Origin of the sequence: Deferrivibrio essentukiensis (genome assembly GCF_020480685.1) — a bacterium.
GTDB lineage: Bacteria > Chrysiogenota > Deferribacteres > Deferribacterales > Deferrivibrionaceae > Deferrivibrio > Deferrivibrio essentukiensis.
The window spans coordinates 26,933-44,470 of record NZ_JAJAFU010000021.1 but is presented as its reverse complement, the minus strand read 5'-3'; the positions used below and the strand labels follow the sequence as shown (position 1 = coordinate 44,470).

Annotated in this window: 11 protein-coding genes and 1 pseudogene; all 12 read right to left on the bottom strand. The window is 28.1% G+C overall.

Annotation, left to right across the window (positions count from 1 at the left end; translation table 11 throughout):
- Positions 1 to 31: 31 nt before the first annotated feature.
- Positions 32 to 238 (bottom strand): annotated as a pseudogene (locus tag LF845_RS09855) (integrase core domain-containing protein); the annotation flags it as partial.
- A gap of 52 nt (positions 239 to 290) precedes the next feature.
- The gene (locus tag LF845_RS09850; protein WP_242820848.1) at positions 291 to 2,435 is read right to left on the bottom strand and encodes a DEAD/DEAH box helicase; all 2,145 of its coding nucleotides are present in this window, start codon (positions 2,433 to 2,435) and stop codon (positions 291 to 293) included.
- 42 nt (positions 2,436 to 2,477) lie between these two features.
- Positions 2,478 to 2,960: a hypothetical protein gene (locus tag LF845_RS09845; protein ID WP_242820847.1), complete on the bottom strand. Its 483-nt coding sequence runs from the start codon at positions 2,958 to 2,960 to the stop codon at positions 2,478 to 2,480.
- Positions 2,923 to 4,536 (bottom strand): BREX system Lon protease-like protein BrxL, encoded by a 1,614-nt coding sequence (brxL, locus tag LF845_RS09840; RefSeq protein WP_242820846.1) that lies wholly within the window; start codon positions 4,534 to 4,536, stop codon positions 2,923 to 2,925. Before brxL ends, LF845_RS09845 begins: the two co-directional genes overlap by 38 nt.
- 11 nt (positions 4,537 to 4,547) lie before the next feature.
- Entirely contained in the window at positions 4,548 to 7,049 is a 2,502-nt protein-coding gene (gene pglZ, locus LF845_RS09835) for a BREX-1 system phosphatase PglZ type A (protein WP_242820845.1), read from the bottom strand.
- A gap of 22 nt (positions 7,050 to 7,071) precedes the next feature.
- On the bottom strand, positions 7,072 to 8,880 hold the full coding sequence (pglX, locus tag LF845_RS09830; RefSeq protein WP_242820844.1) for a BREX-1 system adenine-specific DNA-methyltransferase PglX: 1,809 nt from the start codon (positions 8,878 to 8,880) through the stop codon (positions 7,072 to 7,074).
- 3 nt (positions 8,881 to 8,883) lie between these two features.
- Complete coding sequence (locus tag LF845_RS09825; protein ID WP_242820843.1) at positions 8,884 to 9,378, bottom strand: hypothetical protein; 495 nt, start codon at positions 9,376 to 9,378, stop codon at positions 8,884 to 8,886.
- On the bottom strand, positions 9,371 to 11,101 hold the full coding sequence (gene pglX / locus LF845_RS09820; protein WP_242820842.1) for a BREX-1 system adenine-specific DNA-methyltransferase PglX: 1,731 nt from the start codon (positions 11,099 to 11,101) through the stop codon (positions 9,371 to 9,373). Before pglX (LF845_RS09820) ends, LF845_RS09825 begins: the two co-directional genes overlap by 8 nt.
- 2 nt (positions 11,102 to 11,103) lie before the next feature.
- Positions 11,104 to 14,610 (bottom strand): BREX system P-loop protein BrxC, encoded by a 3,507-nt coding sequence (brxC, locus tag LF845_RS09815; RefSeq protein ID WP_242820841.1) that lies wholly within the window; start codon positions 14,608 to 14,610, stop codon positions 11,104 to 11,106.
- The gene (locus LF845_RS09810) at positions 14,607 to 15,197 is read right to left on the bottom strand and encodes a DUF1788 domain-containing protein (RefSeq protein ID WP_242820840.1); all 591 of its coding nucleotides are present in this window, start codon (positions 15,195 to 15,197) and stop codon (positions 14,607 to 14,609) included. Before LF845_RS09810 ends, brxC begins: the two co-directional genes overlap by 4 nt.
- A 4-nt stretch (positions 15,198 to 15,201) precedes the next feature.
- Positions 15,202 to 15,771: a BrxA family protein gene (locus LF845_RS09805; RefSeq protein WP_242820839.1), complete on the bottom strand. Its 570-nt coding sequence runs from the start codon at positions 15,769 to 15,771 to the stop codon at positions 15,202 to 15,204.
- 445 nt (positions 15,772 to 16,216) lie between these two features.
- Complete coding sequence (locus LF845_RS09800; protein ID WP_242820838.1) at positions 16,217 to 17,533, bottom strand: McrC family protein; 1,317 nt, start codon at positions 17,531 to 17,533, stop codon at positions 16,217 to 16,219.
- Between the last annotated feature and the right edge of the window lie 5 nt (positions 17,534 to 17,538).

Here is a 17,538-nt window from a genome sequence, read left to right as displayed (position 1 = left end):
CAATACAGTTTTTTCTGAATTCTTAATCCCTTTATACTGCAATTTTTAATTCCTGCCGATAAACATTCATAGGTTTCTGATATCCCAATGCTGAATGAAACCTATTGCAATTATAAAAGTCCATACATTTTGCAATACCAGCTCTTAATTTACTGATAAAAGAATAGTTATTCAGGTAGATATCTTAATATTTCAAGGAGCGAAAGAATCTCTTAACTGTAATGTTGCCAATAGATCTACTAAAGTGACACGGAATTATGAACACTACCTATAAAGTAGGTAGGTTTAAACTACCTATTTTTTTGATTTTTTATACGCTTAATTTCTTCATCAATTAGCTCGCTAATTTTCTCCTCTTTAATATAAAAGTCTTCATAAGCAGCTTCAGATTTATCCGCAAATGCATTAAAAATTTGTTCTTTATTTTCAAGCAAATCAATGATTCTTTCATCAATTGTATCTTTGCATAAAAGCCTATACACTAACACATCTCGAGGCTGACCCATACGATAAGCTCTTGAAATAGCTTGATTTTCTATTGAGGGTTTTAATTGTGGCTCACATATAATTACGACACTAGCTGACTGAATATTAAGGCCGATTCCACCAGATTGAATTTGTGCTACTAGTACTGTCCCTGCAGGAGATTCATTAAAATCATCAATTATTTTTTGTCTATTTTCAGGAGAAACTTTTCCACTTATTGGATCTAAACACATATTACCCAACATCAACTTAATTTTTTTTATGGTATCTAAGAAAAAAGAAAATATTAATATCTTTCTCCCATTTTCTTTGGCTTCATTAATAAGCTCAAGCATTCTTTTTGCTTTAGAAGAATTACGTAAGTTATCTATACTCCATGAAACACGCCTAATATCCATAAAATTTCGACTGAGAACTGCCTTTTCATATGCGATTCTTTCTTCAATACCTAATGTACACCATTCTCTAGTCTCTATAAGTTTTGGCAACTCTCCTAATACATCTTCTCTTTTTCTTCTATAATAAACGGGAGCAATTTTTTTCCTAAAATGTGGAGCATGGACCAATGATTCCATCCCCATAATGGAATTAGCTACTCTAGGTTGCAATATACTAATCAAAGAAATCATTTCATCTACTTTATTCTCTAGTGGTGTACCTGTCATAAATAATATTTGTTCGGCTTTACTACAAAGATTTTTAGTATTAATAGTTCTTTTTGCATTAGGATTTTTAATATAGTGAGCTTCATCTACAACTATAAGATTAATTTTAGGTATTGCTTCCAATTTAAAATACCCTGTTGTTTCATAAGTTGTAACGGCAACTCCACCGTTATCTATCCACGCTTCTAATGATCTCTTTCTACTATTCCCGTGAACTTTTTTTACATTGAGTCTACTATGTTTATTTATTTCTCTGCACCAATTTTCTATTACACTTGCAGGACAAACAACAACAAAATGAGTAGAGTTTTTATTTTTCAAAGCAACCATTGTAGCTATAGCTTGAACAGTTTTACCTAAACCCATTTCATCACCAAGCAAAACTCTTTTTTGGTTTAAAATATACCTGACACCCCATTCTTGATATCTCCGCAATTCACATAAAAGCCCTTCTTTAGAAAAATCTTGGGTAGAAATTTTTGAAGCTATTTCTTCTGGCAAGCCATATACAGAATCTTTAGAATCAAAAAATTCAGGTGCAATTTCTTCCAATATATTATAATATTTAATTGAGTCTTTTTCAAAATCACTCCAAGCATAATTCTCCGTAAAATTCTTAATTTTATCATATTCTGAAATTAACGCTTTAGTATTATCCTTAAATTCATTCTCATAAAATAAATATAATTTATTGTATTTTTCTACAGCTTTTGATCTTTTATCTTTTGACGCGAAAAACCATCTTATAACATTCTTGGCAGGCTTTATATCTTTTAAGTCATGATCTAATTGTTTTTCAAAAAGTTGTAAGAATTCAGAACTAGAATTTGCACAAGAAACAGAATTTTTATATTTTGAAATAGCAACTATAAGTTTTGCTGCTTCTTTAGTTTTATTATCTGCGCTTATACTAATTTTTAGTTCTCTTAAAGTGTCTATTAACAATTTATTTGCAATATTTTTAATCTCACGAGCTGTATTACTACTTATCCCTCTAATACTTGCAAGAGTATATTCTGAGGCTAAAACAACATCCTTAATTGAAGTAAATCCGCAATTAATTAGAGGTCGTAACCTAAAACCGCTTTTATGTCTATTAATTTCTTGAATTGGTACTTCTTGAAGTACGCTTAGAGCCTCTACAGCTGCTAATTCATTTACAGCATTTTTTATTTTATCTTTATAGGTTTTAAGTGCAGAAACAATTTCTTTTAGTTTATAATTTATATATTTATATTCACTTATTAATTTTCTAACATCTTTAAATGCAAAAGGTCTAACCATTTATATTTAATCACCTTATCTTAAAAAATTAAAACTATAAATCTAACCATAATCTAAATCGTCAATTAAAGTTAGTATATAAGTCATATCATCCATAATTTTAGTTTTAGCAAATGAATCAATTTTATATATAAAACGAATAATTTCTAAATTTATTTTTAAAAGTTTCACAATATCTGACAGCCATTTTAAACAGAATAAAATAAAATCTTCAGACGATAATTTTTCTTCCATGTCTGACATTTCATCAATTAACTGTTTCCCTTCCTTTTCAATTGAGTTAAACATATAAATATATTTATCAATAAATACTTCTCCTAAATATTGTTTATACAATTCGATATCCTTGTAGCTTTCTCTTATAAATTGATAACTATCAAGAGTAAGTTTGATAATATAAGCTAATAAATCAATAGTGACTGTTTCTTCGTTTTCTTCAACTGCTTTAACTCTATTTACTAATACCTCAAGTTTTTCACTTAAAGTTTCAATTTCCTTGTATCTCTTCTTTAGCAAAGACTTCAACCTCTTCCCCAGTTTCTAAATCTACATAACCCAAACTGTCAGTTGGATATTCATGTGGCAACATCCTACGCAAATTATACTTTACTCTTTTTCTACATTCGCAGGCATACTCTAATAATTTTTTTGTATCCTCTTTTGTTACTTCATTTTCAGGAAAGAGTAACTTTGCTAACCCACTAAAAGTCCTTTTAATTGCCATACTATCTCTCTGAGTAGCATTATTAAGCTTAAAATATTTTTCATATTTATCTGTATAATTATATTTTCTCATACTTCTCATAAATTCAGCGAAGTAATCAACAATAAATCCAGATTTTTTTGTAATAAATTCTGGCCTCATTTTAGGAAACTCCCATCCAGGTATAAAGCAGTGAATCCTTTCTAAAAACGCTGTATCCTGCATTTCTTGAGCTATCCATTGAAATAAATTTTTATTCTTGTCTTTAATTATATTCTCTATAGCCTCATCTATATTCCCGACAAATACCATAGAAGCATCTGCAAATCTGGTATTCTTACCTCTTGAATAAGAACCAGACTCCATATAATCTTTTAATATTTGTATACTTTCCTTGTTTTTAAAAACATTATATGAGATTTCATCAAAGCCAACTACATCCCATAAATTTACCAAACCCAAAACATTCTGCCTCATTATAACACCAGCCCATTCAAAAAGCTGAGCTACAGTAGTCTTACCACCGGAAATAAGAGTCGCATTAGGTGAAATTTCTTTATAAATAAAAGACTTACCTGTACCCCTTGGTCCAAGTTCGATTAAATTATAGTTATTTTCCACAAAAGGTATAAGTCTATACAAGAAAAGAAATTTTTGTCTTTCATTAAAATAGCTCGGTTCAAGACCACAACTTCTCATTATAAAATCTATCCATTCTTCCAATGTAAATTTTTTCCTATTTTCAAAGAGTTCCTCTAAATCCACTTTCGGTACTTGTATAGGCTTAAAGTCTTTTAATAAATAAGGTACTGGTAAAGCATCTGCTCTACTTTTATGTTTTTTATTTTCAGAGTATTCATCCTGAACAGCTTTAATAACCTTAGCATTTTTTTCAGAAAGCCAAATCATACAATCTTGGCCATCAAGCGGTCTTTGTATATCTATTTCTTCCTCTATAAGATTTTTCAATCTTACATAAGATAGTGTTATTATCCCCCATACACCAGTTGTTAATAAACGTGGATTTTTTTCTATAAAATCGGGTATTAATTGTATTTTATCAATTTGCAATGTTTGAAGTTTCATAAAATAGTTATCTTCTTTTTCGTCTAAATAAACTTCTGCTTTATCAATTACTTTATAAGAACCCTCCTCTCTCATTAGATATTTAATCTTTTCTATTTCATCTGCTCTTACATAATGCTTCGTTAATATATCTTTAACAGTTTGCATTCCATCTTTTATTTGTTCTTCATCATTTGTAGCACAATACATCCCAACAAGATATTCTATTACAAAGCTTGGGGCATTATATCCTGTTTTTAATTTTTGCCCTAATTCTTTATTAACAATTTTACCTGGGAATAGCTCGATTATTTTATTGTCAAGTCTGTCCATAAATTACTCCTTCAAAAAAAATCATTTGATATAAGAATATTAATTTTAAAATCATACTCTTTAATTAAAACTTCATTATCCTCGTCATAGAATTTTAACCTATATGTTTTATCTTTGTCAAAGCTAATTGGCTTTAGCTTAAGAGTCAAAACTTTTGTTCTATCATTTATATCTTCAGAATTTGCATCAAAGTTCACTAATCCAACACTTGATAACAGATTATTATTACTATCATAAACACCCACCTTAATTTTCAAAGGTAATACATCTTTACTTATAGGTTCAGATTGTAAAAACTTAAATTTAGGGTTGTTTGAAGTAATAATATTTTTTGTAGGGGATATCATTTCAAAATCAACACTTCTTTTAGACTGCTTTTTTGTATGCCTTATTTTTATCAAAGGTAGGATTAATTCTTGTAAGCTAACTCCACCATGCAAAAATCTTTTACTTGCACCATTAGTAGATTTAAATCTTAACATATTCTTAGGAATCAAGATATTGTTCCTTTTTATTTCACCATTATCAATTTTTTCAAAATAATGACTATTTGCTATAGGCTGTATATTGTCTCCTAAAACGTATCTTGGATTTAATGATATCTTTGACTTGTCAAAAGGAAAATCTATTTTTAAATGTTCTTCAATCTTTGAATCTATATAAATAAATCCATGATCAGATGTAATAATAATATTAGTTATATTTGAGCTTCCAAGTTTTTTAATGATTTTTTCCAGTGAACCTAAGCATTGCTCTACCGCATTAAAAACGTTGCCTTCAGAAACATTATCATCTCCAATTTTATCAATAATATTCTGATAAATAAAAATAAGATTTTTCCCTTTAAACAAATCTTTTAGTTGTGATGTTGTAAGAGAATTTACATCTTCTTCTGTTATAGCTAATGAATTGTTATTAAATGTTACTAATAAATCATTCCTCATTTTTGTATTTGTTGCGGGTTTATCATCTACCAACACAGACCCATCGTCTTTTATTTCAATTTTATTATGGGGAAGCAGAGAGGCCATACCAACTGTTGTGATTGTTGGAATGTTAGCAACTAAGTAGTCTAAATCAACCTTCAATCTATCTGCATTTAAGGAGAGAGCATCAACCAGCTCACAACCAATTTCATACCTTAAAGCATCAGATATTATAACACAAACTCTCTCACTTTTTTCTATTCGTTCTTCTATAAATTTTTTGTAAAAACTGACTTGATTATGTGAATTATCATTTATAAAATCATATGTTAATAAATTATCCCATTTTGAATTTAGTAAGTTAATAAAATTATAATACTTATTTTCAAGTTTCTTGTAATAATCTAATAGTAAATCATTGTTTCCGTTTTTATAGTAATAAATAAACTTTCTATAATTTATATCTATTGAATGTAACTTTGTAGTATAAGACGATACTAAATTTTCAATTTTATCAGCATCAGGATGCATAGCAATGAGAGATTTTTCAAATTTCAAATAATACTCTATAGATAAGTAAGTATTTTGATAAATTTCCCACCAAAAACTTTGCTTTCTTTTTTCTATTATATCTAAATAATACTCAATATTATCTTCTATATCCTCTTTTGCCATTTTATCTAAGATAATATTTTCAATATTTTCCAGAGAGTAAACATCAGCTAAATCACCAAGATTTAAATTTACCAGTTTTTGAGATAGGTTTGCTTTATTATCAACATATTGTGAAATTTCAGAATATAAGTGATTATGTTTAGAGTTATATAGCCATTCTTCAACAAAATGCCCGGCAACCTGCAGACCTTTTCCTTCAAAAGATTCAATATACTCATTAAATAAATTTTGTTTCACAAGTTGAGGTGCTGTAAGCAAAATATGAGAGCAAACTAACAATAATGCAAATTTTATAAGTGTTATTTCTTCACTTTTAATTTTAAAATGCTCTTTGATAATTTTATAAAGCATTAAGTCAAGATTATATTTTGCCAACTGCTCTAATGCTTCATTGTCTTCTTCATCCAATCCGTTTTCAAAAATTTTAAATAATACAGCTTCCAAATCATTTTTTGCAGCGTTTATTACAGTAGCAATCATTCCTAATGATAATTCCTTATAATTAGGTTCTTCAGAAAGATATGATTTTAATTTACTAAGGCGTTTTTTATTATTAAAAAATGTCCTATAATCATTATATAAATAATCAAATTCTGCAAATCTAACATTTAATTCATCTTTAATTAAAGATTTGTGGTCAGCAAAAAATACATCGGAATAAAGCAAAATATCAGCTAACCAGTTTTTTTCTATAGGTGGCTGAGCTGAATTATAATAAAGCAAAAATTTATCTAAAGGTTTTTCTTTTTCAATTAAATATTTCAAATAAAATTCATTGTTTTCTACTTTACAAATATTAACATCTTCTAAATTTAAATTTTCAATATCATCTTTAAAATTACCTTCTTCATCAAACCAAAAAACAATACGACTTCGTGAAAATTTATCTAACAGCTTCTCTCTTATATCCATTAAACTAACCCTCTGATTTTTGTTACTTGCATAATTTATTATCAAACACAACTAATATATCTTGAAATTTACAATAGTTTACTTTTACACCATCATCCAAGTCAATTTTTATCATCTTGTCTGCATAATGTTTTAGTCTTACATCGTATTCTCTTAGCTCAATTAAATATTTTTCTATCTTATCTATCGTATTTTGTGCTTTTTTTAATGTTTGCCCGCTTAATACATTGTTATCGATTGATTGCTGAAGTCTATTTTTCTCTGATTCAAGTTTTTCCATGTAAGGGTGAAGATAATCTGTCCTTATTTTAGCAACAATACCAGGATAATATCTATGCATATAAATTAATACATTAAAAGCACCGGCACCCTTTGGATTGGAGCTAAACATCCAGTAAATAGGTCTTTTATTATACCTACTCACATGATCACTATAAAATTCTTTATGGAAATATCTTCTAATAACATCTTCATCTGATTCATTTGATTTTTTACCAAGTGCATTTGCTATAAATGATAGATTTTCATATAATGTTTCTTCTGAAAAAGTAATCTTTAAAAACTCTTTAAATCTTTTAAAAATATCATCTTCAAAAAAATCAAATTCAAATGCAGGTATAATGTTATCATCATCTATAGTAAATGTTGAATGTTGAATGTTGAATTTTGAATTTGCTTCTTCTATGCTTACTTCGATATCGGCGATATGTAAACCTTCGTGATCCAGTGAATATCTACCAAACATACAGCCAACAGCATAAGAGATAAACTGTTTAACAATTTCATCAGTGTTAAAGATAAGCTTTCCATCTACAATCTTTGTTTCTTGCTTTAAAATTGTAATATCTTCAAGGGGCACATCCGGAGTAAGCTCATCTTGAAGCTCATATATTTCTATAAATAGTCTATTTAACTCTTCTTCATTTGAATGAAGTTTAAAAAACTTTTCTTTCCAATAATCGCAATAACGATTATAAATCGTTTCTAATGTTAAATTTTGAATCTTGGATTTTGAATTATTTTTCTTGCTTTCATTCAACATTAAAAATTCATAATTCATAATTCGAACCAACTCATTGGTTCGGAAGTCCCAAGATGTTTCTCTGCTGTCCCAATCTTCTTTTGAGATGTCTATGCATTCTTGGGTTAATTTATCGATAATTTGTTTTTCTGATTCTTCTTTTGGAAATATGACTGGAAGTTCTGATACATATCCTACATCGAAATGCATTGTAGGTATGATTATTTTTAATAATTCATTAATAATGTTTGTGTTTAATAATCCTAATATGCTATTCTCTTGTGTTTCTTTAATAACATATAACATCTTTCCAACATTATTAGAAACAATCCCATGTTGTTTTAATCTTGCACTAAATTTACCTGATGTTACATCACTCCAAGTCAATCCTTTTTTAAATAGAAAAGAATCATTATAAGCAAATTTTTTATTTGTTACATATTCATTGTTTCCATACCATTTTCTAAAAGATCCACCTTTATTTAATGGAATAAAGTTTTCAATATAATTTTCACCATATTTGGTTGCATGAAAAAAAATATTATTAAAATTACATTCAAACCAATATCTGAAAAATTCTTCATTTTTACCATTAGTAGATTTTCCACTTTTTAAAACAGATAAATTTTTTAATTTTTCACTTTTCTCAAAAATCTTTTTAATCCTATTACTTATCCAATATGCAATAGGATTCCCTGGAATCTTCTCAAAATCTTCCTGTTTTGCCACATACCTATTTTTAGGTTCAAAAAAACCTTTCTCTTTTTCTTCACTGCTGTTGTAATATGTCAATCTGATAAATGTAGGCATAGGTTACTCCTGATTATTTATATATTTTAATAAAATTTCAATAAGCTCTACAAATGTGTTCAATTTCATTTTTCCAAGCATCGTTGGTTTACGCTTATTTCTTATATTTATATCTTTTAAGTAAATAAAATTATTTTGAATACTAAAATTGTTATGAAAAAAAGCATTTCTCAACCTTTTGAGCAATGATTGATATTTAACATTACTACAAGAAGTAAAAATAATTGTATTTGTTATATTATTTACTGACATAGTAATTGCGTCTGATGATTTAGCTACAATAAATTTTACTTTATGTTTTTTTTCTAAGTTCGCTATTTCCTTAAAAAATTTTTTATTAGAATTTTTACCTTTTAATTTAATATTATCAACTTCAAAATTATTTATCTGAGCGATAAAAATAACAGGTAACACTTCCTCACATATTAATTTTTTGTTTTCTTCAAATACTGGTAGTTCTAATTTAGCTTGTTCAAATACTTCTTTAAAATTACCCAAGTGTATCTCCAGGCTTACATTTCCTTATCACAAAAGCAGTACTTGGATAAGATGGATTGCCAAATGCATGCCAACCCATATCAACCATATTTACTATCTGATAATTTTTTAAGATTTTATTTCTCAATTTTTCATAACTACTTAAAAACATCCAACTTTGCATAGTAATCATAGCTTCGAATCCACCATCTTTTAAAAACTCAAAGCCTCGCTCAATAAAAGCAGCAAATAAATCTGATTTTGAATCAGGATAATTTTTCTGCAAAAATTGCTTCAAAATTTCATTATGAGCTTTATTTCCCATATATGGTGGATTAGCAATCATAGCATCATATTTTTGACCTAAAACCTTAGCTACTTTTAAAATATGATAATATTGCGAAGCATATTTCTTGGTAAGCTCAAAATCATCATTTAATTGATTTTCTAATATTTCTAAGAAATAATCTATTTTATCTAAGTATGTTTCAGGTATTGTAATCAATGAACCAATATTTTTGGCTTCTAAAAAAACTGATAATATTTCTTGTAGCTGTTCATCTTCTTCTTTAGATAATCCTTTTATAAATTCGGTGGAATCTACAAGATTTTTATCTACTTCTTGTATTTCATAGATATTTAAATCTAACTTTTGTCTAAATATTCTTGACCCGGCGTATTCTCTTGCTTTCATCATTACAGCAAAACAAGCTAACTGTGCTGCTCTTTTATCTATATCCAAACCATAAAGATTTTTTTCAACTATATTTTTAACAGCGTCAAGGTCAGAATAACCCATCTCTCTGTATATGTTCATTAAAGTGTCAAATACTCTAATCAAAATATGGCCTGATCCGCAAGCAGGGTCTATTATTTTTAACTCTTCAGGATTTACATTTGAATAAAACTTCTTTTCAACATCCACATCTGATTCTACATAATATTTCATCCTTTCTTTCAAGACAGATTTAGGATATGACTCAAGCCAAATACGTCCAGTCGAATTTTGCACCAAATAATCCACAATCCATCTCGGTGTAAAAAGCTGTGTAGCTGCTGGGATATCTTCTTTTTTATATGCTTTTTTACTTCCAATTACTTCATCTTTTTTTTCTGAAATATAAAACTGATAAAGCCACCCAATAATTTCAACATCTTTCCAAAAATCAGATGGAAGTCCTTTGTCGATGTAGGCTATTATTGAATTTGCTGCTAAAAGGAGATCCGGAAGCAATAACTCTGTATAATCTTCAATTTCTTCAAATATAAAAGGCATAGCTTTATGAAGATTATTACAATGAGCAATCAAAAGTTTTTTGTACAATTTTTCATATTCGTTGCTTAGTTTTAATTGTATTACTTCATTTTTATCAAGTAAATTTGTCTCTTCAGGAGCACTTAAAACATCAGGATACCATTTATCTGAAGATGACTTTACAAACCGATGATTTATATATCCATTCTCTTCCATAAACTTTAGAGCTACAAATCTGTTAAACCATGTATAAGCTACTTCATCTATTAGACTTAAATAATCACTTTTACCTTTTTTTACTACTTTAGCGATTTCTTTCCATTGCTTTTTAGGATATACACTTTCGTTAACAATTACTTCGGTCTTAACTTCTTTATGTTCTGCTACCCCTTTTTCACTAAAGCCCAGCAAGGCAGCTTTTGCTTTTACTTGCTCAATAAATAGCTGTCTTGCCCTAACAGCAAATTTTTTTACTTCACCTGTATTCATAATTACTCTCCAGAAATCTCAATTTTTTTATTATCTTGTAGCTCTTGATAGAGTCTTTCCTTTAATTCATCCGTAAAATTATCAATATCTTCTTTAGTGCTAATAATTTTAGGATAAACTAATTTAGATATTTTAATTTTCTTCGGTGGTTTTTCATTATTTTCGGCATATTTTCTATTTATTTCTCTATTAATATCTTCTTCTAATGAGCTTATCTTCCTTATAAATGTAGCACGTCTTGCAATAACATTTTCAATTTTTATTTCATTTCTTATGAGGTCAGCCATTTGATCTAAAGAATCTATTTTTCCTGATATATCTATGTTTTCACCTTTAGATACTTCTAAAATATGTTCATATTTTTTTGTTATTTCATCTATATATTTATTTTTTAAGGAGCCTAACTTTTCTTTTAATGTCTGACTAATATCATCTATTTCATTTGCCAAAGGTATAGTTAAATGAAACGGAGATTCACTATTCATGTATTGTTCGCATTTTTCCAATACTTCTTCCCCTGGCTTGTAATCATAATGCTCTATCCCATCTTTATATGTATTTATAAACTCTATTATATCTTTATGTCGAGGTAGTTGATTAGTAATAAAGTTTCTAAACTTTCCAAGATATTCTATCCAAGTGTGTAACTTTTCTTCTTGTTTTATAATTTCTTTAATAACATCTGCCTGTTCACTTAATTTAGCGATTCTTGTCAACCCATCTAAATATTCCTCAGCAGTAAATTTTGGACGAAAATTTGAAGACAAAAGATGCAGGTTACTTTTAATATCCTCTATAAACTCAGTGATAAACTTTTTAAACTGTTTAGTGAAATCATCTGGTTTTTCCTCAGGGATATTATCACTTACATCTTGAAAAATTTGTTTAGCCTTATTTATTTCACCTTCATCAGCAACCTGTGGCAATTTAACATAAACTACAGACTGGTAAGATGCTTTAGTAATTAATTCTTCAAGTTTTGAGTGAAAAGCACTGGATACTTTTTGAGTTTGGTATTCTAAATGTATTTTTTCATTAGCAACCAAAATTGCAATAATATATTGTATATCTAATAGCTTCCATCCGAAGGGTTCTTCTTTAAACCTGTCATAAATTTTCTTCAGTGTAACACTATTTTCTATGTGGCTAATATCCCTAATAAAGTTAATTATCTCATTTTCAACTGATTCGCTTGTATTAACGTCACCAATTATACTTCTATTTTTACTTAATGCTTCTTTTATCTCATTTGAAGCCTTAATCGTATTTGGCACAATAAGATACATTTTATTGTATATATGCCCTATTATTTCATCTAACTGTTGTTTTATAAGATTTTGATAGTTTACCGGCTTTGGGAAATGAAGCTTGGTGCCCAAAGAAAAATAGTCAGCATTTGCCAGTAGCTCATCAATTATTTTCTTTAACCTTTTTCTTCTTTCATCATTTTCTTTTTGTATCTCTAAAATAACTTTAGAAAATGAATCTTTAGTTGAACCTTGATGTTTCCTTATATATTCATTTGTTTGAAGAAAAGATTTTAATTCTTTTTCCAACTCATTACTGTTATTTAATCTAATCAATAATTTTCTTTGCTGACTTTGCATTGTCAGATATGGGTCACTCGTATCGAAAGAGTCATATTGGGTAGCAATTTTGATTTCTAATTTGCCGTTGCCTTTCGAAATATTATCAACAGTCCTAGTTATTTCATAGTCATTGCTATAATTAGTATATTTATGTTTGGTTTCTGGATATAACTCATGAAAAATTATTTCATAAATAAAATTTGATTTAGTAGCTGAATCTACTGCTATTTTCTTGATTTCTTGCTTTATATCTCTTTCTTCGTTAGTTAGAAAATAATAGTTGTCACCACTTTTATTAATAAGTACTTCATGTTCCAACTTTAATAGGCTATTTTTAACTTTATCTTTTAATGCTTGCTTATCTTGGTCTATTACCTCTAACATTAGAATTACAATGTTATCAATATTTGGCTTTATCTGCCCAATATATCGAATCAAAAACAATAGTTTTAGCAAATTTACATCAAAAATATCTAGGCTTTCATTTTTTTCAGCATGTTTAATTGTTAGTAATACATGGGAATCCATAAAACCTTCTATTGTATCGTAAAATAAATAAAATGGTGATATGTAGCCTATTTCCTTGTTTTTAATCATAAGACAAGCTTGCTGAAAAGCATTTAACATACTTCTTTCACCATGTGATAAATGCTTACCTGAAATTCCCATTGTGCGAATTGCTTCAAAAACTTTTTGTAACAATGTAAACTGGTACGGTACAAAAGGATATGAGTTTATAAAGTCATTTTCATCCTTATATTTCTGAAAAGTAGCGGTATCGGCTGTAAAACTAAACTGATTTTTTAAGATATTTATATTATTTTCGTAAAGGTTTTTTAATTCATCCGCTGCTTCAACATTTTTTGACAAGATTCTCTTTTTAATAACCTCATCAGTGTTTGAGCCAGAAAGTGAGAATCTTATAAATCTTCCCAAAATTTTCGAAAATTCATTTTTACTAGTTCTTGGTAAATCACCAATTATTGACTCCACATCTTCCTGAGAAGTAACGACCACCCAAGCAGAACCTTTACATTTAACACCCAACTCTTCAACTATTGTCTGAAGATTTAACATCTTATTAGTATCTTGGGCTATAAACTGCCCAACTTCATCAACCATAAACAAAAGTCTATAATTGTTTGTATTTAATTCTTTATTTTTTTTATCTATAAACTCTTTAACATTATCAGCAAAATCAGAAATACTTACAGAGCTAAAATAGTCTTCTTTAGATTTATAAAAATTTTCAGCTTTTTCTACTGTTACATCGTAGCAAAAGGCAAGAGCCTCAAAAATTTCTTCTTCGTAAAAAGCAAAATTATGTCTTTCTTCTACCCAATTCTTCCCTGCTAATTCTTCAAATTTATTTTTAAACTTTTCATAAAGTCCATTATTGTCCAAATCTCTTTCAATTTCAGCGATAAAGGGAACCCTCCCTAAATATCCCAATTTGTCATAGAATACTCTACGAAAAACATTAAGAATTGTTTCTTTATTTCCAAGATTGCTGCTATCACTCATGCTATCAATATTAAAAAGGATAATATCGGCTGAGTTTTGATAAGCTCTTTTAATATTGGCAGATAATAACGCATCAGTTTTAATTTTATCTCTTATTATTTCTCCAGCACTTATATCACCAATAGCACGGTTTTCTATAGTATATGCGAGCATTTTTAATAAATGAGATTTACCCGAACCAAAAAAACCTGAAATCCAAATACCTATTTTATCAGTTTGTGTGCCTAAAGTATCAACGTAATGACTGAAAAAATTATCTAAATATTTTTTTACTTCATGGGTTATGATATATTCTTCTATCTCACTTTTAAGAATACCCAAATCATCTTGACCAACCTTAACTACACCATTTATAGGTCTTTCAATATCTTTTTCAAAAATATTTTTTATAATCATCTTACACCACCCCCGCAAATTTTAAACGCTCTGTAAAAAGCTTTACTCTCAAGTTTATTAAATAATAGCAGTTGCCCCTCTGTGTCGATTATTTCAAAAGTTCCCGGATACATAAGTATGACAGTTTTGTTATATATTTTTTCTTGCAATTTATTAATAATTAAATGAGCTCTTAATATAGGGTAAATGTTTCCAATACCTGTTAAAATCAAAATATCTGGTTCTTTGGTTACACTTATTTTCACTATTTTATTAAGAATTAATTCAGGATCTATAATAGACTTTAATCTAGTAAAAAATTTTTCAGGAGTGAACTTTTTTTCTATTTCAAAAGTTTTTTCCAATAAATTATTCTCTTGTAGGTAATTTATTGCAATATCATAAAGATTTAATATTTCTACATTGTACTTAATTTGTTTAGATTCAGATATCTGGTTTATAGTTTTTCTTACTTCTAATTCATCTTCAGGATTATAATCGAAAATATAAAAGGGAACTTCATTAGCAATATTTTCTCGCTTAAAGTAGTTTTCATCTTTTAAGATATTTATAAGACAGTTTAACTTACTTGTAAGACTTTCATTCATTTTATCACCTAATATTTGTTATAATTTCTTTGTCACTCATCAAAAGACCTTTTAAAATGTCAGTGTTGTTGGCATAATAGAGTATTATACCATAGTTCAATATAGGTTTCATTATTTTTTTATTTTTACCATTATCTATTAAGCCTGCCTGCTCTAATATCTTAAAAGTAACTTGTTTTAATTTTTTTCGAGTATTATCTGTTAATGTCTTCGTAGCTTTTTCTTCTTTAATATACAAAAATTTAAAAAAATCACTGTCATGTAAGCTAAAGTCAAGCAATTGTAACTTAGGTAATACAGTTTCAATCATAAATTCAAGCATCATAGGATAAGTTTCCATAATATTAGCAAATAGTAAATGCTTTTTACTGTCAAATGGCAGCTCAGTTATTAGTTCAGTAAAATTGCTGTCCATATAGTTTAATCTTCTCTTAAACTCTACAAACATTCTTTTTACCGTTGATAGTCTATTTTTTTGAAGATAGTTGTTAACTAAAACCTCTGTTTCGATCTCTTTATCTGATAAGCCTTTCTTTTTCAGCTCAATAAGTTTTAAAGTTTCTAATACCGGCATAGATAATGCCGTAGATATCCAATAAGTTTTCTCTTGAGTACTAATGATACACCTCCTATATCAAATTTATGTAATACAAAAATTAACAAAAAGCTCTTTTCAATATAATCTTAACTGTCTTAAATAATGCTCCTTATTGTCAAGAAAAAATTAAAATTTATGCTATTTTTTACAAACGTTACCTACTGTTAATGTCAATAAAAAAATAACAAGATTACCAATATAAAATTAACACTTTTTTTACATTACTTCACCTCAAAATCTCACTTGTTATTTTTTATCTAAACTAACTCAATTAGTCAGGAAAAACATATAGAAGAACCAAATACATTAACCTGAGAAAGGACTCAATATATATTATAAGCCGTAAGGGAGACGTAAAATGACTAATAGAGTCTATCATATTCGATTATGTTAGGGTAATGAAATAATTTTAATAAAATATTTATATGTTTCTATCTGTGTTTTTTTCACAAGGGATTTTTAACACATTTTGTGTATAGTTTTTATCGTTAAAAGTAATAAATTTCAGTCTTTCTTGAGTTACATCAGCAAAAACTATGTATAACTCAAGGTTTCCCTTTTCATACCATTGCTCATCTTTTTTATAACCTATCTCACCTTCACGGAAATAATGGTAAAGATTTGATATATTTTGTCCACTATAGGGATATATTAGATACATCGATTTACACGAATGATATTTAGTGCCATAGGCATAAAGCTGATACACATCTGATTGGGAAATCCCTTGATGTATTTTATCTTCACTTAGGAGTTTCCATTTAGTATCAGCAATAATTTTTCCATCATCTATAACAATATCTGGTCTTAGTTGAAATGCCCCATTGCCTTCACAGTATGCAAGGTGATGTGTTTTGTCTTGCAATGTAACATTTGTACAATTCATTTTAAAATAATGACCAATATAGCTTTCAAAAAGTAAATTCATATCAAATAATAACGCAAAAGCTACGTCATTGCCCTTATAAGGACTAAATGAATTTTCGAGTAAAAATGTTTTACACCATAAAAGAACCTTCTCATAATCCTTCATTTGTCTATCAAGTTTTACTTTGCTAAATCCTAATTTTATATCTTTACATGGAGATATTCCATCAAAAATAAACAAGAATTCTCGTATTCGTTGTTGATTTCGATTTGATTTTGATTTTTTATAAAGATATTCCAGTGTAGTTTTAATTAGACGATTTTCCACCCTATCGCTTAAATACTCTTGATATTCTACAAAAAACCGTTCTTGATGGATTGTATTTTTTTTGATTTGTTGCCCAATAAGCAATTTACCTTTTAAAAATCTGAGATTTTCCTCTTTTGTAATATAATCACTTTTTATCCCTTTTTTGATAAGTTTTGAAAGTTCATCCAAAAACATAGTAATAAAAATTTCCAAAAGCGGTATTTTTGCATTTTTCAAATGTGCCATATTGAAATTTTTAAAAGGAGAATTTTTGAGAGTTTTTAACATCCGAAGGAGAATCTTTTTTGCTTCTTCTTCACTTGCATTGTAAATTTTTGGTAATATTTCTATGGTTGTCCCATCTCTTGTTTGGATGACACCAACATAATTTTGGGCTTGTAGAATTTTACCGTACCCTTTTTTAGTAGTGATTTTCAGATACAGTGCTGTTTCTTCATTATCTAAAACAAACTTTTCTAAAGCTTCAAAAGTTTCTGGTTTAATATAGTTGTTTGCATCTTCTCTTTTATATTGGAGATATTCAAACTCTTTTAAAATCAATTATT